The sequence below is a fragment of the Paraburkholderia aromaticivorans genome (assembly GCF_012689525.1).
GTDB lineage: Bacteria > Pseudomonadota > Gammaproteobacteria > Burkholderiales > Burkholderiaceae > Paraburkholderia > Paraburkholderia aromaticivorans_A.
Genome location: NZ_CP051516.1, coordinates 2,969,295 through 2,988,809 on the forward strand (window position 1 = coordinate 2,969,295; position 19,515 = coordinate 2,988,809).

Genomic DNA, 19,515 nt, shown 5'->3' on the forward strand with positions numbered 1-19,515 from the left:
CCATTCTAAACTGCCAGCATGGCGCCGCCCGGCTTGTTGTGGATACACCACGTGATGGTCCGCGCAGTGTAGCACTGCGATATAAGCGCGTCTGCTTCGCGAGCCGCATTGCCGGCAGCGGCGATGCGCGGTTTGCGAAGCGCACGCACGGCCCGCACATAAAAAAACGGAGCCCAATGGGCTCCGTTTTGCGAGACTACGCAAGGTACGGCGCGAGGTACGACGCAACACGTACGGCGCCGAAGTGCGCATCACTCCCCCGACGACTCCTGCGCTTGCTGCATACCGCGCTTGATCCACGCGCCGAGGTTATGCGGACGAACCGTGTCCCATTCCTCGAACGGCTGATGGATCCACGGATTGGTGGGCAGATACTGCACGTGATAGTCGGGCTTCACCTTCGAGCAGCCCTTGTACCAGAGCACTGCCGAACGCACCGCGGTGATCGCCGGATAACGCTCTTTCAGATGCTGCTGAACACGCGCGAGCGTCACGCCCGAGTCGACCAGGTCGTCGACCAGCAGCACGTTGCCGTGCAGTTCGCCGCGCGTCATGGTGATGTATTGCGCGATGTCGAGCTCGCCCTGCTCCGTGCCGGCCGCTTCACGATACGAACTCGTGGCGAGAATCGCCAACGGCAGATCGTAAATGCGCGAGAGCTGATCGCCGACGCGCAGACCGCCGCGCGCGAGGCACAAGATCTTGTCGAACTTCCAGCCCGACTCGTGCACCTGCAACGCCAACAGTTCAATCAGCCGGTGATATTCGTCCCAGCCGACCCATAGGTTCTTGTCGTCGTTGCGCGGATCTTTCATCGCAATCATGGGTACACCTTGCACCATGGCTTAAACCTTGAACGGATGACGAAGCAGAATCGTTTCGTCGCGATCCGGACCGGTCGACACCATGTCGATCGGAATGCCCGCGACTTCCTGCACACGCGACAGATAAGCGCGCGCATTCGCGGGCAGCTTGTCCCATTCCTTGATGCCGACGGTGCTTTCCTTCCAGCCCGCGAAGGTTTCGTACACCGGCTCGCAACGCGCGACTTCCGACGAGCCACGCGGCAGCAGGTCGACATCTTTGCCGTCCATCCTGTAGCCGACGCACAGCTTCACTTCGTCCAGACCGTCGAGCACGTCGAGCTTGGTCATGCACAGACCCGACACGCCGTTGATCTGGATCGAGCGGCGCAGCGCGGCGGCGTCGAGCCAGCCCGTGCGGCGCGGACGGCCGGTGACCGAGCCGAATTCCTTGCCGACGGTAGCCAGTTCGAGACCGATCGCTTCCTGACGGGCGGCGTTGTCCGCGTCGTACAGTTCACTCGGGAACGGGCCCGAACCGACGCGCGTGCAGTACGCCTTGGTAATGCCGAGAATGTAGTTCAGCTTTTGCGGACCGACGCCCGCGCCCGCCGTGGCCGCACCCGCCACGCAGTTGCTCGACGTGACATACGGATACGTGCCGTGGTCGATGTCGAGCAGCGTGCCTTGCGCGCCTTCGAACAGCAGGTTGCTGCCGGCCGCGTTCGCGTCGTACAGACGGCGCGACACGTCCGTGACCATTGGCTTCAGACGGTCGGCATAGCTGAGCATCGTGTCGAGCGTTTGCTGGAAGTCGACAGCGGCGACGCCCAGGTATTGCGTCAACACGAAGTTGTGATAATCGAGATTTTCGCGCAGACGTTCAGCGAAGATCTCCGGCTCGAACAGGTCTTGCACGCGCAAACCGCGGCGCGCCACCTTGTCTTCGTAAGCCGGGCCGATGCCGCGGCCGGTGGTGCCGATCTTGCTCGCGCCACGGCGCGCTTCGCGGCCCTGGTCGATGGCGATGTGATACGGCAGGATCAGGGTGGTGGCTTCGGAAATGAAGAGGCGATTCTGAACATCGACCCCGGCGGCTTCGAGCTCGCCGATTTCCTTGAACAGTGCTTCCGGCGACAACACGACGCCATTGCCGATGTAGCACGCGACGCCGGGATGCATGATGCCCGACGGAATCAGACGCAAGATGGTTTTCTTGCCGCCGATGATAAGCGTGTGACCGGCATTGTGACCGCCCTGGAAGCGAACGACGCCTTGAGCGTGGTCCGTCAGCCAGTCGACGATCTTGCCCTTGCCTTCATCACCCCACTGGGTTCCCACGACGACGACGTTACGCCCGGGGTTCACATTCACTGCGCTGGCAGACATGTTGTTTCGTAAGCTGGTTAAAAACGTATTCTACCTATGTTCGCGGAACCTTCCGAATTTTTCCGTTTCCGCTCAACGGTATGCACGTTATGTTGGGTATTGCGAAAGTAGCGCGGCCGGTGGCCGCGCCGCGTTTTAACGACACGTTCGACGCCGTCTGACATGCCCCGAGGATCGCCCTTGGGCGGGTCTAACAGAAAACTAAAGGAGCGCGCTCAGGCGCGCGGTTCGACGACCCAATTACCGTTGCGCTCGACCAACACGCGGTCGAATGCGAATTCGTCCAGATCGTGTTCATGGCCGGGCAGCGCCTGAATCACGATTTCGCCGGCATCGCGCAACGCGGCGACGCTCACGCGCAGTGCTTCGTCGTGCTGCCACGGCGCGAGAATCGCGCTGCTACGCGCTTCGACCGGCGAAATCCGCGCCACTTCGCGCAAATCGAGCGAAAAGCCGGTTGCCGCCCGCGCACGGCCGTACGCCTGGCCCACGTGGTCGTAACGGCCGCCACGCGCTACCGCGTTCGGCACGCCGTCCACATACGCCGAGAACATCACGCCGCTGTGGTAAGCATAGCCGCGCAGATCGGCGAGATCGATCATCACTTCGGCGCCGTCCACCTGGCTCGCGAGGAACGCGAGGTCGTCGAGCGCGCGGGCGATGGCCGGCGCGTTCGGCAAGCGTGCGCGGGCTTCGTCGAGCACCGAGGCGTCGCCGTACAGCGTGGGCAGCGCGCGCAAGGCTTCGCGGATCACCGGCGTAAGCTTGGCCGTCAATTCGACGAGACGCGGCACGTCCTTGCCCGCCAGCGCGTCGTAAAGCGACTGCCCGAGTTCGGCCGCGGCCGGCTCGGCTTCGATCAGCGCCGCGAGCACGCCCGCGTGGCACAGATCGAGGCGCACTTTCGCGAGGCCGGCCAGACGCAGCGCGTCGAGCATCAGTTGCTGAATTTCCAGGTCCGCTTCGAGGCCGGCGTGACCGTAGATTTCCGCGCCGATCTGGATCTGCTCGCGCGTGGCATGCAGGCCGCGCGGACGCGTATGCGCGACGTTGCCGGCATAGCAAAGACGCGTCACGCCCTGGCGATTCAGCAGATGCGCGTCGATGCGCGCGACCTGCGGCGTGATGTCCGCGCGCAGACCGAGCGTGCGCCCGGACAGTTGATCGACCAGTTTGAAGGTCCGCAGATTCAGATCGTGTCCGCCGCCGGTCAGCAGCGACTCGATGTATTCGAGCAACGGCGGCATGACCATCTCGTAGCCGTACGAACGGAAACGGTCCAGCAAATGGCGCCGCAATTCTTCGATCTTGCGGGCTTCCGACGGCAGCACGTCGGCAATATTTTCGGGAAGTAACCAGGTCGACATCGATACAGTCCTACGACGTTGAACACGGCGGCTGGGTGCGCCGGTAAGTGAGTGTGAATGGCGGGCGGCGGCTCGATTTTGGCGGCCATCGCGGGCGTCTGAATTGCTTGCAACGACCGCATCCGGCTTTTGGCCGCAGGGCGATGCACGACCCGGCGTTCAGAGCACCGCGGACAATGGCGGCGGGTCGCGTCCGGCCGCGGGTGATCGCGGGCTGATCGCACGCGCCGTCGGACCGCGAGGCCGCCGGCAAAACAAGCCCCTTCAGGTCACGACAAACAGCAGGATCAGCCCGAGCACCATCACGATCAGGCCGCCCACGCGAATCTGATGCGGCGGCCGTTCCGCTATTTTACGGAACGTGTCGCGCCAGGCGCTCGGAAAAACGAAGGGAAACATTCCCTCGATAATCAGCATCAACGCGATCGCGAGCAGTAACGAGCCGGCTATATCCATGCGAATTAAAGGGCCGCGATACGGATGCCGCGGCGTTCCGGTTATCAGGGTTTGCGCGGGACCGCGGGAGCGTCCGGGGCGGCGCCGCCGGTCGGGCTACGCATGAAGCGGAAGAACTCGTTGCTCGGATCGACCACGATCACGTCGCCCGGCTTGAAGGTGTTCTTGTACGCCTGCATGCTTTGATAGAACTGATAGAACTGCGGGTCGCTGCCGTAAGCATCGGCAGCGATTTGCGCTGCCTTGGCATCGCCTTCGCCCTTGATGGTCTGCGCCTGACGATAACCGTCCGCGAGAATCGCCTGTTGCTGGCCGACCGCGTCTTCCTTGATCTTGTCGGCTTCGGCGGTGCCCTTCGCGCGTTCGTCGGCCGCGACTTGCTGGCGCGCGGCGATCATGCGTTTGTAGACCGAATCCGCCATCGACGCGGGGAAATCGACGCGCGTCAACTGCACGTCGACCACCGACACGCCGAGCGATGCCGCCGCTTTGTCCATCGCGGCGCGCGCTTCGTCGGCGACGGCCTGTTGCCTCGCGAGCGCGTCGGACAGCGTGACTTTCGCGAACGCATCGCCGAGCGCGCTGCGCGACAGCAACGCGAGCCGGTCCGGCAGGCTCTGCGCATCGCCTCGGGTTTCAGCGAGCAGCTTGAGCGGATCGGTCACGCGGTATTTGAGGACCGGGTTCGCCAGCAGATCGATTTTGTCGGACGTCACGTAGCGGTCTTCGTCCGGTGCGTCGAGCGACTGGATGCGGTTATCGACCAGCGTGACCGTTTGCAACGGCGGCGGCAACTTTACATGTAGACCAGGTCCGAGCAGGCTCGGCGCCTCGTCGCCATGCGAGGACAGCACGGCCATGTGGCGCTGATCGACGACGAACACCATCGACGAAGCGGCGAACAGCACGATGACGACAGCCACGACGAGCGCAATGATCTTGTTCATGATGTGCGCTCCTTATTGAACGTCGTCTTCGCGCATACGGCTGCGGAAGGAGTCGCGTGAACGCAGCGCGTCGCTGCTGGCTGCGGCCTGGCTGGCCGGTGCGGCAGATGCCGAGGCCGCGGCGCCGGTTGCGGACGCAGACGGTGTAGCCAAAGGCGACGCGGGACTGCTCGCCGCTTGCGGCACGGCAGCGGCTGCGGCGCCTGCGGTCGCACCTGAGGCAGCGGCCGCGTCGGCGACCCGCTGGCGAGTCTGCTCGACCAGCTTGTCGAGCGGCAGATACAGCACGTTGTTGCCGCTCTTGCTGTCCACATACACCTTGGTCGTATTCGAATAGATCTGCTGCATGGTGTCCAGGTACATGCGCTCGCGAACCACAGCGGGCGCTTTCGAGTACTGCGCGTAGACCTGCTTGAAGCGCTCGGCGTCGCCTTGTGCCTGGGCCACTGTCTTGTCGCTGTAGGTTTTCGCTTGGTCGATCTGGCGAGCCACGTCGGCTTGCGCGCGCGGCAGAAGATCCGCGGTATAGGCTTCGGCATCGCGTTTCGCACGGTCATTTTCCTGACGGACTTTCGCGGCGTCGTCGAATGCGGCCTGCACCCGGTCGGGCACCTGCACGCCCTGGATCGTCACACCGGTCACGGCGAGTCCGGATTGATATTCATCCAGGGACTGCTGGATCGCCGCCATCAGTTGCTGGCGAATTGTTTCGCGATCCTGATAGAGGATGTCATTGGTGCTGCGCGCGCCGACGATGCTGCGCACCGCCGCCTGGGCCGCCTGCATCACGCCCTGATCGGGATCGACGCTGCGGAACAGGTAGTCGGTCGGCTTCTTCACCTGGTATTGCACCGCGAAGCGCACGTCGACGATATCCGCGTCGTGCGTGAGCATCGACGCGTCTTTCACATTCGCGAGCCGCACCACATTGTTGCGGCCGACTTCCACCTGGCGGATCTGGCCGATATTAACGAGTTCATGCGCTTCGAACGGAAACGGCAGACGCCAGTGCACACCTTGCCCCGCCGTGTAGCGATACTTGCCGAACTGCATCACCACGCCGGCCTGGCCGTCCTGCACGACGAACACGCCGCTGCCGAGATAAATGGCCAGCAGCACGCCGATCACGATGCCCACGCCGATGCGTGCGCCACGACCGTTGTCGGGACGGCCGCCGCCCGCACCGCCGCCCTTGCGGTTGAACACGCGGCTCAAACGGCGGTTGAAATCGCGCCACATCTCGTCGAGATCGGGCGGGCCCTCACCGTCTTTGGTCGGCGGACGCTTGGGCTCGTTGGGACGTTGCCGGTCGCCATTGCCGTCTCCCCGGCCCCAGCGCGGATCGTTCAGTGACAGCATGGCGCGCATGCGCAGCCAGATACTCCGCTCGTTGTAATCGTTCACCTGTGTTCGTTCACCAGAGTAGACAGCGGGTCAGTGCAATTGGAACGGGTCAGTGCCCGAGTTCTGAGACCTTGTGGTCGTCGCGCGGTGCTGCCGTCCGGTCTTCTTCCGAGAGATCGACCAGCGTTTCGGGAAGAGGTTCGGCAGTAGCGATTTCAGCGATGGCAGCGCGCAGTGTGTCCAGCCCTTGCCCCGTGCGCGCGCTCAAAAAGACGCGCGAAATATTACCATACTCATCCCTTTCAACCGCATCCCCACGGGCCGCCAGCTCCGGCACCGCGTCGATCTTATTAAAGACCAGCACCTGCCGGATCGTGTCCGCACCGATTGCGTGCAACACCTCGTTGACCTGATCGATCTGGTCAAGCCGCACCGCGCTCGATGCATCGACTACGTGCAGCAGCAAGTCGGCGTGAATGGTTTCCTCGAGCGTGGCGCGAAACGCCGCCACCAGCTGGTGAGGCAGTTCGCGGATGAAGCCGACCGTATCCGACACCACCACCTGCCCCGCTTCGTCGCCGAGATAGACGCGCCGCGAGGTGGTATCCAGCGTCGCGAACAGCTGGTCGGCGGCGTACGCCTGAGCCTTGGTGAGCGCGTTGAAGAGCGTGGATTTGCCCGCGTTCGTGTAGCCGACCAGCGACACGGACATGGTCTGATTGCGGCTGCGCGCGCGACGCTGCGTGCCGTGCTGACGGCGCAGTTTCTCCAGCCGCGTCTTGAGCGCCTTGATGCGCTCGCCGATCAAACGACGGTCGGTTTCGAGCTGCGTTTCGCCAGGGCCGCGCAAACCGATACCGCCTTTTTGCCGCTCCAGGTGGGTCCATGCGCGGATTAGCCGCGTCGACAGATACTGCAGTTGCGCGAGTTCCACCTGCAGCTTGCCTTCGTGGCTGCGGGCCCGTTGGGCAAAAATGTCGAGAATCAGACTGGTGCGATCGATCACGCGCCGATTAAGCGCTTGCTCCAGATTGCGCTGCTGCGCAGGCGCCAGAGCGTGATTGAAAATGACGAGTTCGATGTCGTTCGCCTCACACGCAAGACGCAGTTCTTCAGCCTTGCCGCTGCCGACGAACATCTTGGCATCAGGACTGGACCGGCGCCCGGTGAGGGTGACTAAGGGATTCGCGCCCGCGCTTTGCGCGAGCAGGCTGAGTTCTTCTAGGCTGGCTTCGAAATCGATCTTACCGAAGTCGATGCCGACAAGCGCTGCATTGATCAAATTGGAGGGTATCAAAATGAGGCGGCCGGAAGTAATCGCCAACGGGCGACGTTACGCCGGCCGCGACGGGGGTTAGGACTGTTCAGAATCCGGGTGGAAATTCACCGGACGGGCTGGCACGACTGTCGAGATTGCGTGCTTGTAGACCATCTGGGTGACCGTATTCCGGAGCAACACGACGTACTGGTCGAACGATTCGATGTTCCCTTGAAGCTTGATGCCGTTGACCAGGTAGATCGACACAGGCACATGCTCTTTACGCAGTGCGTTCAAAAACGGGTCTTGTAACAATTGCCCTTTGTTGCTCATAGCAAACTCCGTATTTTTTTGCAGGTTGACTAAATTGACGAGGAAGAAAAAGAGATCCACCGTCAACCGCTACACTATAGCCGATTTTCATTTTTGCGCGGGAGGCCTGGCCAGGCGGCCAAAGCCAGCACACACGCGGGTTTCAGCCTGGATTTAGCCTTTATCCGCGTAAGGGTTCGTCGACGATCTGAACTCTATGCGCAATGGAGTCCCAGTCAGCTTGAAAGTTTCCCGGAAGCGGTTTTCCAGGTAGCGTTTGTACGTTTCGGTGATCGCGTCGAGCGCGTTGCCGTGAATCACGATAATCGGCGGATTCTGTCCACCTTGGTGCGCGTAACGCAATTTCGGACGCACCGGACCGCGTCGGCGCGGCTGCTGGAACTCGACGGCATCGATCAACGCGCGCGTGAGCTTCGGCGTCGGCAGCTTGGCCATGGCGGCTGCGTAGGCATCGTCGACCGAGCGCATCAACGGGCCGATCCCTGTTTTTTCCGCGGCGGAAATGAAATGGAATTTGGCGAAGTCGAGAAATTTTAGTTTGCGCTCGAGGTCCGCCTTGGTGCGGTCGCGCACATGCGGATCGAGACCGTCCCACTTGTTCACGCCCACCACCAGCGCGCGGCCCTGCTCCACCACGAAGCCGGCAATGTGCGCGTCCTGTTCCGAAATGTCCTGGCGCGCGTCGAGCAGCAGGATCACGACGTTGGCGTCGGAGATCGACTGCAGCGTCTTCACCACCGAGAATTTCTCGATCGCTTCGAACACTTTGCCGCGGCGGCGCAAACCGGCCGTATCGATCAGCGTGTACGGCTTGCCGCCGCGCTCGAAATCGACGTAGATCGAATCGCGCGTGGTGCCCGGCATGTCGAACGCGATCACGCGCTCTTCGCCCACCAGTGTGTTGATCAACGTCGACTTGCCGACATTCGGACGACCGACGATCGCGATCTTCACGCCGCGCGTCTGCTTCTCCTCGTCGCTTTCTTCCGGCTGGCCGGCGTACGCGACTTCGAGCGCCTCGTCGATCATTTCGGTGACGCCGTCGCCATGCGCCGCGGAAATCGCGCGCGGGTCGCCGAGGCCGAGTTCGTAGAAGTCAGCGGCGACGTTGCTGTACTTCATGCCCTCCGCCTTATTGACGACGAGGAAAATCGGCCGGCCGACCTTGCGCAGATAATCGGCGATCGACTTATCCTGCGGCGCAAGGCCATTGCGGCCGTCGACGATGAACACGACGATGTCCGATTCCTCGACCGCCTGGCGGGTTTGACGCGCCATTTCGTGCAGGATGCCGTCTTTCGCGACCGGCTCGAAACCGCCGGTGTCGACGACCAGATAGGGTCGCTCGCCGGTGCGCCCTTCGCCGTAATGGCGATCGCGCGTGAGACCGGGCAGGTCGGCAACCAGCGCGTCACGCGAACGCGTGAGCCGGTTGAACAGCGTGGATTTCCCCACATTGGGGCGCCCGACGAGGGCAATAACGGGTTTCATCAGATGTTGTTCACGGTGAAACGCGGGATCGAAATCGACCGCCCGCGTAGCGACGCCATGCGGCCGCTACACGGCAGCGTTTGACGAAAATTATCACGAATTCGGCCAGCCCCGGATGTGCTGTCAATATGCACGCCCGGGCGGACGGGGGTTTGGCTGTATGGGCGGCGCCAGCGGGCCGCCAGGTTCAGTCTTTACTGCTCGACGGCTCGTACGCCGGTTCGAATACGATTCTTTGCGCTACGTACGAGGATGCCGCCGAAAGGTGGTGCCGCAAGCAACCACCGATGGCCACGTGGGCCCGTGCGCCATATCTGATCCGACTTGCCGGACCAGCCAGTCCGGCGTAATTCTTCTACTCTGCCCTACCACTACAACTCAAACTACAATCCGGCAAAAACGCGTGCGGCCGGCGAAGCCGGCCTGCACGCTCGACGGCGATTGCCTCGCGCGATTAGCGCGGACGGTAGCCGTACAGGTCGCCGTCGTGCGTCAGCACCACCAGCGTTTCGCCGGCGAGCACCGGCGCCGCCGTAATCGGGCTGCCGTCGGTCTTCACGCGCGCGACGAGCGTGCCGTCGTCGCGGGACAGGAAGTGCACGTAACCCTGGTAGTCGCCCAGCACCGCAGCGTGACCCAGAATGTACGGCACGCTCAGGTCGCGATTCTTCAGCTTGTCGTTCTTCCACAGCGGCGCGCCGCTGTTGGTGTCGAACGCCGACACCACCGACCAGTCGTCCGCCGCGACCACGGCGCGCTCATCCTGCGCCAGACCGCTCGTGCTCGAGAACGCCTTTTCCCACAGCGCGCGGCCCGAATTCGCGTCGAAACAGCCAATCTGGCCCTGGAACGTCACGGCGCAGGTTTCCGAACCGACCAGCGTGGGCGGACCGGTCACGTCGTTGATACGCTCGACTTCCGTCACGCCCTTCGGATAGGACACCGGCGTTTGCCAGTAGTTGTCGCCCGTCTGCACGTTGATCGCGGCAAACGCGCCGCCCGGGAAACCGGCCAGCACGGCTGCGTCGCCCGCGAACGTCATGCCCGACGACACGCGCAGATTGAGCGGCACCGCGCGATTGCGATAGTTCCACTTCTGCTCGCCGGTTTGCGCGTTGAACGCGACGATCTGACCGTCGACCGTACGCACCACCACGAGGCCGTTGCCGACGAGCGGCGGCGAGATGATCTCGCCCGGCGCCTTGGCGGTCCACAATTGCTTGCCGTCCGCGCCGAGCACGTAGACGTCGCCCTTCAGGCCGCCGACCGCCGTGAGCGTGCCGTCGCTGCCGACACCTGCCGAAAGGTCGTCGTGCAGCTTGACGCGCCAGACGTCCTGACCGGTCTGCGCGTCGATCTTCGCAACCGAACCGTTGGCGCCGGCCGCGTACACCGCATTGCCGACCGCAACCGGCGAGAACAGATAACGGCCTGCCTTACCGACGCTCGCCTTCCAGGCCTGCTGCACGTCGAGCACGGGTTTGAACTCGGCGAGCGGCGTCGGCACGCGGCGCTCGTCTTTCGTGGATGAGCAAGCCGCCATGGTGAGCACGGTCATCGCACAGGCAACGGGCACAGCGTAACGTTTCAGCAGATTCATCGGTGGACGAAGCATTCAGGAAATTAATTAAAGGAGACCGGTTGGTCGTTGCACGCGGCGCTGATTGTGGCGCTTATATGCGGCGATCAGCCGCCCAGCGCGTCCAGCTTGAACTGAACCAACTGGCGTGCCGAACTATCGTTCTTCGACAGCGAGTCGAGGGCCAGCTTGTAGGCCGTGCGCGCATCGTCACGCTTGCCTTGAGCGGCGAGCAGATCGCCGCGACCGTCCGCCACGATGCCTTGGAACGCGTCGGACTGCGGTTCGGCGAGCAGCGCGAGGCCCTGGTCGTAAGCCTTGTCGTCGAGCAGCAGCGAAGCAAGGCGCAGCTTGGCGATCTGCTTGAACTCGTCATCTTTCGCGCGATCGATGGTCCATTGCAGCTGCGCCTTCGCGGCGGCTTCGTCGCCCGCGGCGTACAGCGCCTTGGCGGCGCCCAGCGCGGTCATCTGCGCATACGCTGTGCGGCTGAACTTGTCTTCCATGTCGGTGGCGACGCGGGTGATCCTCGCCTTGTCGCCCGATGCCACGGCTTGCTGGACCTGGTCATACAGCACGGCAGCTTCCGCCGCCTCGCGCCGCTGCCAGAAATTCCAGCCGTTCCAGCCGGCCGCGGCCACCAATGCCACCAGCACGATCCATGTGGTTGCATTGCCCCACTGCGCCCACCATGCCTTCAGACCTTCAATCGATTCTTGTTCGTCGTGGTAACTCATTGCCCGGCGATTTCCTCTTTCTTGCTACGTGTGCGTGTCGAACCGGATTGGAAACCAACCGGTTCGACGACATCGCGATCAGTCGTCGCCGTCTTCGGCGGTTGCAACCATCGCATTGATTAGAAATTCGGTCAAGTCTTCGGCCGGCACGTTTTGTTGCTCGTTTTTACCGCCGTTAGCATTTGTATCGCGCAGCGGTTTCACGCCGACCGTGCCGTTGGCGATCTCGTCTTCGCCAAGCACCACGGCGAAGGCCGCGCCGCTTGCGTCGGCACGCTTCATCTGCGATTTGAAGCTGGCCGTTTGACCGTCGGCGCTGCAATGCAGGATCACGTCGAGGCCCGTGTCGCGCAGACGCTCGGCGATAACGAACGCCTGCTCGCGCGCCGCGTCGCCCTGATGGACTACGTACACGTCGCAACCTTCGTCTTCCGGCACGAGTTGCTCTTCCTTCAACAATTCGAGGATCCGCTCGACGCCCATGGCCCAGCCGCATGCCGCCGTGGGCTTGCCGCCGAGCTGTTCGATCAGCGGATCGTAACGGCCGCCGGCCGCGACTGTGCCCTGCGCGCCGAGCTTGTCGGTCACCCACTCGAACACGGTCAGATTGTAATAATCGAGACCGCGCACGAGACGCGGATTGATCGTGAACGGCATGTTGTTCGACTTCAAAATGCGCTGCAAACCTTCGAAGTGCGCGCGCGATTCCTCGCCGAGAAAATCGATCAGCTTGGGCGCGTTCTGCGCGACTTCCTGCATGGCCGGATTCTTCGTATCGAGCACGCGCAGCGGGTTCGTGTAGAGGCGGCGCTTCGCTTCCTCGTCGAGCACGTCCATATGCTTCTCGAGGTACGCGATCAATTCAACACGATGCGCCGCGCGTTCTTCCGCGAGGCCCAGCGAGTTGATTTCGAGCTTGATGCCCATCAGCCCGAGGTCGTCCCACAGACGCTGGCACATCATAATGATTTCAGCGTCGGCGTCCGGACCGGCAAAGCCGAGCGCTTCCACGCCGACCTGATGAAACTGGCGATAACGGCCGCGCTGCGGACGCTCGTGGCGGAACATCGGGCCGATGTACCACAGGCGCTTCGGGCCGTCGTACAGCATGTTGTGTTCGATCGCCGCGCGCACCACCGCTGCCGTGTTTTCCGGACGCATGGTCAGATTTTCACCGTTCAACGCGTCGGTAAAGCTGTACATCTCTTTCTCGACGATGTCCGTCACTTCACCGATACCGCGCTTGAACAGCTGCGTATGCTCGATGATCGGCGTACGAATATTCTGGTATCCGTACGAACGCAGCAACGACTTGACGGTCGTTTCGAAAAATTCCCACAGCCCGGCTTCCTGCGGAAGGATGTCGTTCATGCCCTTCACGCCGGAGAGCTTTTCGAGCTTTTTCTTCTGTTCAGTCATCTGTATTTCGAGAGCCGATGTTTAGTTGGCTACCGTGGCGCGGCCATAGCTGCGCTCGACGTAGTCACTCACGATTTGCTGGAATTCTTGCGCGATGTTATCGCCGCGCAGCGTCTTGACCTTTTCGCCGTCGATGAAAACCGGCGCGGCCGGGTTCTCGCCCGAGCCCGGCAGGCTAATGCCGATGTTGGCCTGCTTCGATTCGCCCGGACCGTTGACGATGCAACCCATCACCGCGACGTGCATCTTCTCGACGCCGGGATATTGATCACGCCACACCGGCATCTGCGTGCGCAGATAGGTCTGGATTTGCGACGCGAGTTCCTGGAACAGCGTGCTGGTGGTACGGCCGCAACCCGGGCACGCGATCACCATCGGCGTGAACGAGCGCAGCCCCATGGTCTGCAGGATTTCCTGGCCGACGATCACTTCGCCGGTGCGCGAGCCGCCCGGTTCCGGCGTAAGCGAAATGCGGATCGTGTCGCCGATGCCCTGTTGCAGCAACACGGACAACGCCGCGGACGAGGCAACGATGCCCTTCGACCCCATACCCGCCTCGGTCAAGCCGAGATGCAGCGCGAAATCGCAACGGCGCGCCAGTTCGCGGTACACGGCGATCAGATCCTGCACGCCGCTAACCTTGCACGACAAGATGATCTGATTGCGCGACAGACCGAGCTCGACCGCCCGCTCCGCCGAGCCGATCGCCGACTGGATGAGCGCTTCGTACATGACGCTTTGCGCTTCCCATGGCGTGGAACGCGCGGCGTTCTCGTCCATCATCTTCGCGAGCAGATCTTGATCGAGACTGCCCCAGTTGACGCCGATACGCACCGGCTTGTCGTACTTCGCCGCGGCTTCGATCATCTGCGCGAACTGCGTGTCGCGTTTCGCGCCGTGGCCCACGTTGCCTGGGTTGATACGGTACTTGGACAGCGCCTCCGCGCACGCGGGGTAGTCGCGCAACAGCAAATGGCCGTTGTAATGGAAGTCGCCGACCAGCGGCACCGACACGCCCATGCGGTCGAGCTGCTCGCGCACGGCCGGCACGGCTGCGGCCGCTTCCGGCGTGTTCACCGTGATACGCACCAGTTCCGAGCCGGCTTGCGCCAGTTCCTTGATCTGGATCGCGGTGCCGATAGCGTCCGCGGTATCCGTGTTGGTCATCGACTGGATGCGCACGGGTGCGTCGCCGCCGATGGTGACGAGCTGGCCGCCCCAACGGACGTCGACCGCGTGCGACTTGCGCCGCGGTGCCTGGCCGCCGAACACCGGCTCGGTTGAAACGATCTTGCTACTGGATTGGGATTGAGCTTCGGATTGCATCGAAAAACCCATTTACGCCGCATGCGCCACACAAAAGACGTCGCGCCTGAATTGAAAAAGCGCCGCGGACCGGTTGGCCGCGGCGCATACCGTATCTGTCAAGGCAGCGCGAAGCGCGCCACGTTGCCTTTGGCCGCCGCATATTTCGACGGATCGACCGGGTGGCCATCGAGCGTCAGCGAGTCGAGGCCGGCCGTGTTGCCGACCGTGACCTTGAACGGCGCTTCGCCCGTTACTTCCTTGGTATCGCCTGCGTGCACGAGGCCGGAGAACACTTCCTTGCCATCTTTGCCGCGCACGCTGAACCAACTATCCTGTTTCACGCTCAACGCAACGATCGATTGACCGGCAGCCGGCGCCACCGTAGCCGCCGGTGCGCTCGCGCCCGGCGACGTTGCCACAGCCGGTGCTTGCGAGCCCGTCTTAGGCGCGGCCGTCATTGCCGTGACTGCCGGCGCCGACGAAGGTGCCGCGCCGGTGGCGAGCGGCGCGGGCATCGGCGTAGCCGACGCTGCATTCTCCGCTGCCGCCTGCGTGTCCGGCGCCGAAGCAGTCTCTTCCGCAGTCGCTTCCGAACCTGCCGATTGACCCTGCGCCACCGCGCCCGATGCGCCGGTCGCGCCGCCAGTGGCACCATTCGCGCTCGCTTTCAAGCGCGCCAGCCACGCCGACGAATCGCCGCCATTGGTATGCCACATGCCGAGCGCGATTACCGCGACGATCACCGCCGCCACGCCCCACAACCATGAGCGGCTCTTTTGCCCACTGCCACCCAGCGAGAGAGATACCTTGCCGCGCGGCAAATCCTTACCCGACGACGCCGGCATCGACAGATCCGGCGCGGGCACACCCTTTTCGCGGCGCAATGCCGCCGTGAACGGCGTGGGATCCGCGCCGAGCATTTTCGCGTAGCTGCGCACCACGCCCAGCGCGAAGGTCGTATCCGGCAAGTGGCTGATGTCGCCCGATTCGAGCGCGCGCAACTTGGTGGCGGACACTTTCAGACGCGCCGACACGTCGTCGATCGTCCAACCTTTCGATTCACGCAATTGGGTCAAGCGCGCGCCAACCGCCGCCAACGAATCCATGCCCGGCTGCACAACAGGCTGCACCGCCGCCCGTGCGACTGGCGCCGGATGGCCTTCGTTCGTGTCTGTGTCCTGCGGCTGCGGGTGCTGCGGCTCACTCATCCCAAATCCTTTCGCGTCGATTCTTTTTCACTTGTGCAACCCGGACGGGCTCAAGCCTCACGTCCGAATCGCAGACCGTTTATAACAAAATGTGCGGCCTTGTGCGCCGCTTCCGATCGCTTCTGCAAACTTTCTTTTCAATCGACACCGGCACAGCAGGTTGTCGCGCGTTTCGCGGAGCTTTCTACGAACGCCGGCGCCCTGCCGCCCCCCGCGCGATTACACGGCGCGAACCTCGATAACCTTGGCTGCCTTCCCGGTGCGCTCAGCGAGGCGTGTGCGGTCTTTCACCGCGCCGGCCAACTGACCGCAGGCAGCGTCGATATCATCGCCGCGTGTTTTACGCACCGTGGTGACGACGCCCGCGTCCATCAACACTTGTGCAAACCGCTTGATCTGTTCCGGTTTCGAGCGGATGAGGCCCGATTCAGGGAACGGATTGAACGGAATCAGGTTGAACTTGCACGGCACGTCGCGCGTGACGGCCAGCAGTTCGCGCGCTTGCGCTTCGCTGTCGTTGACGCCGTCGAGCATGCAATATTCAAACGTAATGAAGTCGCGCGGCGCGACCTTCAGATAGCGCTGGCAAGCCGCCATCAGTTCGCGCAGCGGATACTTCTTGTTCAGCGGCACCAGCATGTCGCGCAGCGGATCGCTAGGCGCATGCAAGGAGACCGCGAGCGCCACCGGCAGATCGGCGCCAAGCCGGTCCATCATGGGCACGACGCCCGACGTGGACAGCGTGACACGGCGGCGCGACAGGCCGTAGGCGTTGTCGTCGAGCATCAGGCGCATGGCCGGCACGACCGCGTCGTAATTGAGCAGCGGCTCGCCCATGCCCATCATCACGACGTTCGTGACGACCCGCTCGCCCTTGCCGTCACCACCCATGGCGCGGCCGCCGTCCACGCCGCGCGATGCGCGCAGCGCGAACTCAGCCATGCGCAACTGGCCGATGATTTCGCCGGTGGTGAGATTGCGGGAGAAACCCTGTTTGCCAGTCGAACAGAAACGGCAGTTGACCGCGCACCCGGCCTGCGACGACACGCACAGCGTGCCGCGCGTTTCTTCGGGAATGTAGACGGTTTCAACCGCGTTGCTGTTGCCGACGTCGATCAGCCACTTGCGTGTGCCGTCGGTAGAAATATTGTCGCTGACGATGCCCGGCATCGAGATCGTGGCGCGCCCCTTGAGCTTTTCGCGCAAGGACTTCGCCAGATCGGTCATGCCGTCGAAGTCGGCAGCGTTGTATTGGTGAATCCAGCGCTGCAATTGCTTGGCGCGAAACGGCTTCTCGCCCAGGCTGTCGCAGTAAGCGACAAGCCCTTGGGCGTCGAGGTCGAGAAGGTTGACGGTGGGACTGCTCGTCATATCGAATCCTGCCATTTCAGTGCGAGACTACGTTCATGCAACAAGCTGCATGAACGCAATGCCGTTCGCGCCCATTCCTGCTGCTTTACCTTACTACTTTGCCGGGCGATTCGTGCGATAAATCCAGTCGGCTGCACGAATCGCGCGAGGCACGACCTACTTAACGCGAGTAGACATTCACTTGCGGGAAGAAGAACGCAATTTCAACTGCTGCCGTTTCAGCCGCGTCGGAACCGTGCACTGCGTTCGCGTCGATGCTGTCAGCGAAGTCGGCGCGGATCGTGCCCTTTTCCGCCTTCTTCGGGTCCGTTGCACCCATCAGGTCACGGTGCTTCAGGATGGCGTTTTCGCCTTCCAGGGCTTGCACGACGACCGGACCCGAGATCATGAAATCGACCAGGTCCTTGAAGAACGGACGTGCAGCGTGCACAGCGTAGAACTTTTCCGCGTCGGCGCGCGACAGGTGAACCATGCGCGAAGCCACGACCTTCAGACCAGCGTTTTCGAAACGGCTGTAGATCTGGCCGATCACGTTCTTGGCCACTGCGTCCGGCTTGATAATCGACAGGGTGCGTTCGATCGCCATAAAAACTCCAAAAAATTAAGAGGTTACAGATTCAAATGAATCCGCTATTGTAGCATGTTCCCGTGTATGATTGTGATTGAACCCTTACATCATTGAAAGACTCCAAGCAGGAGTTTCCGAATACTGGTAGCGTAGCCGTGTGGGTATTTTCAGGGCATTGAAACTCCCTGCCCGCGCGCCAATCTTAGGGATGAGAGCGCCGCGACCGGCGGCAGGAAATCCCACCGGCGCTGCACGACTCGCTACAACCCGGCTTTAAACCCGCATCACAACCATACGCATCACGCTTCTGAGGTAAGGAGAGACCATGAACGATCATCCGTATAGCTTTGGCCGCAATGGCGCGGTCAGCACGGTCGAAACGCGTAACCGCGTGCTACGGAACACCTACTGGCTGCTCGCGCTGTCCATGATTCCGACAGTGCTGGGCGCGTGGGTGGGCCTCACCACCGGCTTCTCGCTGTTCGCCGCCACGAGTCCCGCCATGAGCATGCTGGCGTTCTTCGCGATCGCCTTCGGCTTCATGTTCGCCATTCAGAAGACCAAAGACAGCGCGGCCGGCGTGTTCGTGCTACTCGGCTTCACGTTCTTCATGGGCCTGATGCTGTCGCGCATCCTGAGCTTCGTGCTCGGTTTTTCGAACGGCCCGTCGCTGATCATGCTCGCCTTCGGTGGCACTGGTGTGATCTTCGCGTCGATGGCAACCATCGCCACGGTCAGCAAGCGTGACTTCTCGGGTCTCGGCAAGTGGCTGTTCATGGGCGTGATCGTGCTGCTGCTCGCATCGGTCGCGAACGTGTTCCTGCACCTGCCGGCGCTGATGCTCACGGTGTCGGTCATGGCCATTGTCATCTTCTCGGCCTACATGCTGTTCGACGTTCAGCGCGTCGTGAACGGCGGTGAAACGAATTACATCACCGCCACGCTCGCGATCTACCTGGATCTGTACAACGTGTTCGTCAACTTGCTGGCGCTGCTCGGTATCTTCGGCGGCAACCGCAACTAAGCCTGATTCAGGGCGGGGGCGTTCGAAACGCCCCGCCCTGAAGGAGAAAAGCCCATAACGAGCGATCGTTATGGGCTTTTTTCATGGCACTGTGGCGTCTGCCCGCGCCGGGAATCAAGCGTCAGACGCGTATCACACGCTCAGCCACGCAAATCCCTCCTCCTGCGAAGCCACCACCACTTCTGTCGACGCCGTGCCCAGCACGCCGGCCATGGCGGCCCGCGCCAGTTCCGGCAAATTGTTCTGCTGGCTCAGATGCGCGGCGACGAGGTGCCGCAATCGCGAACGGTCGAGCGAGGCCAGAATGTCAGCCGCCGCGTCGTTGTTCAAATGCCCATGATTGCCGCCGATGCGTGCCTTCAGCGACTGCGGATAGCGGCTGCCCGCCAGCATCCGCACATCGTGATTGCATTCGAGCACCAACGCGTCGCAGCCGCTCAGCACGGAACTGATATGCGGCGTGGACGTGCCGACATCCGTCAGCACACCGAGCCGGCTCGCGCCGTTCGAGAGCACGTATTGCAGCGGTTCGCGGGCGTCGTGCGGAACCGTGTAAGGGAGAATGCTGAGGTCGCCAATTGCGACCGCTTCGTCGCCCCACAGCACCTGCAGGTCGACATCGGCTTCGTCGGCGCCCACCGCGCGGGCGGTGCCCCAGCTCATGTACAACGGAATCGACCACTTGCGCGCCAGCGTCAGCGCGCTGCCAATGTGGTCGCTATGCTCATGCGTAATCAGAATCGCGTCGAGACCTTCGACGCTCGCGCCGAGCCGCGTCAGACGCCGCTCGACTTCCTTGGCTGAAAAACCGCAGTCGAGCAGCACGCGCGTGGTGGTCGCGCCGCTTTGCGCTTCCACCAGCAAGGCATTGCCTTCACTGCCGCTGCCGAGACTCGCGAACCTCACGGTCCGC

At 62.6% G+C, this 19,515-nt stretch carries 18 protein-coding genes; 1 reads left to right on the plus strand and 17 read right to left on the minus strand.

Annotation, left to right across the window (positions count from 1 at the left end; translation table 11 throughout):
• Positions 1-251: 251 nt before the first annotated feature.
• The 16 genes from HF916_RS41540 to ndk all read right to left on the minus strand — a co-directional run bounded on the left by HF916_RS41540 (position 252) and on the right by ndk (position 17,596).
• A complete protein-coding gene (locus tag HF916_RS41540) occupies positions 252-842 on the minus strand; it encodes a phosphoribosyltransferase (protein ID WP_168794484.1) in 591 nt (196 codons plus the stop codon).
• 3 nt (positions 843-845) lie between these two features.
• Positions 846-2,192: an adenylosuccinate synthase gene (locus HF916_RS41545; protein WP_168794485.1), complete on the minus strand. Its 1,347-nt coding sequence runs from the start codon at positions 2,190-2,192 to the stop codon at positions 846-848.
• 215 nt (positions 2,193-2,407) lie between these two features.
• Positions 2,408-3,559, minus strand: a complete 1,152-nt coding sequence (locus tag HF916_RS41550) for an ATP phosphoribosyltransferase regulatory subunit (RefSeq protein ID WP_168794486.1) — start codon at positions 3,557-3,559, stop codon at positions 2,408-2,410.
• A 264-nt stretch (positions 3,560-3,823) separates the two neighbouring features.
• Complete coding sequence (locus HF916_RS41555; RefSeq protein WP_106313426.1) at positions 3,824-4,015, minus strand: DUF2065 domain-containing protein; 192 nt, start codon at positions 4,013-4,015, stop codon at positions 3,824-3,826.
• A gap of 44 nt (positions 4,016-4,059) precedes the next feature.
• Positions 4,060-4,962: a protease modulator HflC gene (gene hflC, locus HF916_RS41560; RefSeq protein ID WP_132373865.1), complete on the minus strand. Its 903-nt coding sequence runs from the start codon at positions 4,960-4,962 to the stop codon at positions 4,060-4,062.
• A gap of 12 nt (positions 4,963-4,974) precedes the next feature.
• Positions 4,975-6,366 carry an FtsH protease activity modulator HflK gene (gene hflK / locus HF916_RS41565; RefSeq protein ID WP_168794487.1) on the minus strand — a complete coding sequence of 464 codons (1,392 nt, stop codon included), beginning with the start codon at positions 6,364-6,366 and terminating at the stop codon, positions 4,975-4,977.
• Between the two features lie 49 nt (positions 6,367-6,415).
• Positions 6,416-7,630 carry a GTPase HflX gene (gene hflX, locus HF916_RS41570; RefSeq protein WP_168794488.1) on the minus strand — a complete coding sequence of 405 codons (1,215 nt, stop codon included), beginning with the start codon at positions 7,628-7,630 and terminating at the stop codon, positions 6,416-6,418.
• Positions 7,631-7,660: 30 nt separating this feature from the next.
• On the minus strand, positions 7,661-7,897 hold the full coding sequence (gene hfq / locus HF916_RS41575; RefSeq protein WP_006051315.1) for an RNA chaperone Hfq: 237 nt from the start codon (positions 7,895-7,897) through the stop codon (positions 7,661-7,663).
• 153 nt (positions 7,898-8,050) lie between these two features.
• Positions 8,051-9,388, minus strand: a complete 1,338-nt coding sequence (der, locus tag HF916_RS41580) for a ribosome biogenesis GTPase Der (protein WP_168794489.1) — start codon at positions 9,386-9,388, stop codon at positions 8,051-8,053.
• A gap of 454 nt (positions 9,389-9,842) precedes the next feature.
• Positions 9,843-10,988, minus strand: coding sequence for an outer membrane protein assembly factor BamB (gene bamB / locus HF916_RS41585; RefSeq protein WP_168794490.1), 1,146 nt, complete (start codon positions 10,986-10,988; stop codon positions 9,843-9,845).
• Between the two features lie 86 nt (positions 10,989-11,074).
• Positions 11,075-11,704, minus strand: coding sequence for a YfgM family protein (locus tag HF916_RS41590; protein WP_168794491.1), 630 nt, complete (start codon positions 11,702-11,704; stop codon positions 11,075-11,077).
• A gap of 78 nt (positions 11,705-11,782) precedes the next feature.
• A complete protein-coding gene (gene hisS / locus HF916_RS41595; RefSeq protein WP_168794492.1) occupies positions 11,783-13,123 on the minus strand; it encodes a histidine--tRNA ligase in 1,341 nt (446 codons plus the stop codon).
• Positions 13,124-13,144: 21 nt separating this feature from the next.
• On the minus strand, positions 13,145-14,461 hold the full coding sequence (ispG, locus tag HF916_RS41600) for a flavodoxin-dependent (E)-4-hydroxy-3-methylbut-2-enyl-diphosphate synthase (protein ID WP_168794493.1): 1,317 nt from the start codon (positions 14,459-14,461) through the stop codon (positions 13,145-13,147).
• Between the two features lie 86 nt (positions 14,462-14,547).
• Positions 14,548-15,639 carry a RodZ domain-containing protein gene (locus tag HF916_RS41605; protein WP_168794494.1) on the minus strand — a complete coding sequence of 364 codons (1,092 nt, stop codon included), beginning with the start codon at positions 15,637-15,639 and terminating at the stop codon, positions 14,548-14,550.
• 219 nt (positions 15,640-15,858) lie between these two features.
• Positions 15,859-17,010, minus strand: a complete 1,152-nt coding sequence (gene rlmN, locus HF916_RS41610) for a 23S rRNA (adenine(2503)-C(2))-methyltransferase RlmN (protein ID WP_168794495.1) — start codon at positions 17,008-17,010, stop codon at positions 15,859-15,861.
• Between the two features lie 160 nt (positions 17,011-17,170).
• Positions 17,171-17,596, minus strand: a complete 426-nt coding sequence (gene ndk / locus HF916_RS41615) for a nucleoside-diphosphate kinase (protein ID WP_168794496.1) — start codon at positions 17,594-17,596, stop codon at positions 17,171-17,173.
• A 307-nt stretch (positions 17,597-17,903) separates the two neighbouring features.
• On the opposite strand from ndk, the gene HF916_RS41620 reads away from it, so the two are divergent.
• On the plus strand, positions 17,904-18,602 hold the full coding sequence (locus HF916_RS41620; protein ID WP_012433534.1) for a Bax inhibitor-1/YccA family protein: 699 nt from the start codon (positions 17,904-17,906) through the stop codon (positions 18,600-18,602).
• A gap of 132 nt (positions 18,603-18,734) precedes the next feature.
• On the opposite strand, the gene HF916_RS41625 is transcribed toward HF916_RS41620, so the two are convergent.
• Positions 18,735-19,508 carry an MBL fold metallo-hydrolase gene (locus tag HF916_RS41625; RefSeq protein WP_168794497.1) on the minus strand — a complete coding sequence of 258 codons (774 nt, stop codon included), beginning with the start codon at positions 19,506-19,508 and terminating at the stop codon, positions 18,735-18,737.
• Positions 19,509-19,515: the final 7 nt, after the last annotated feature.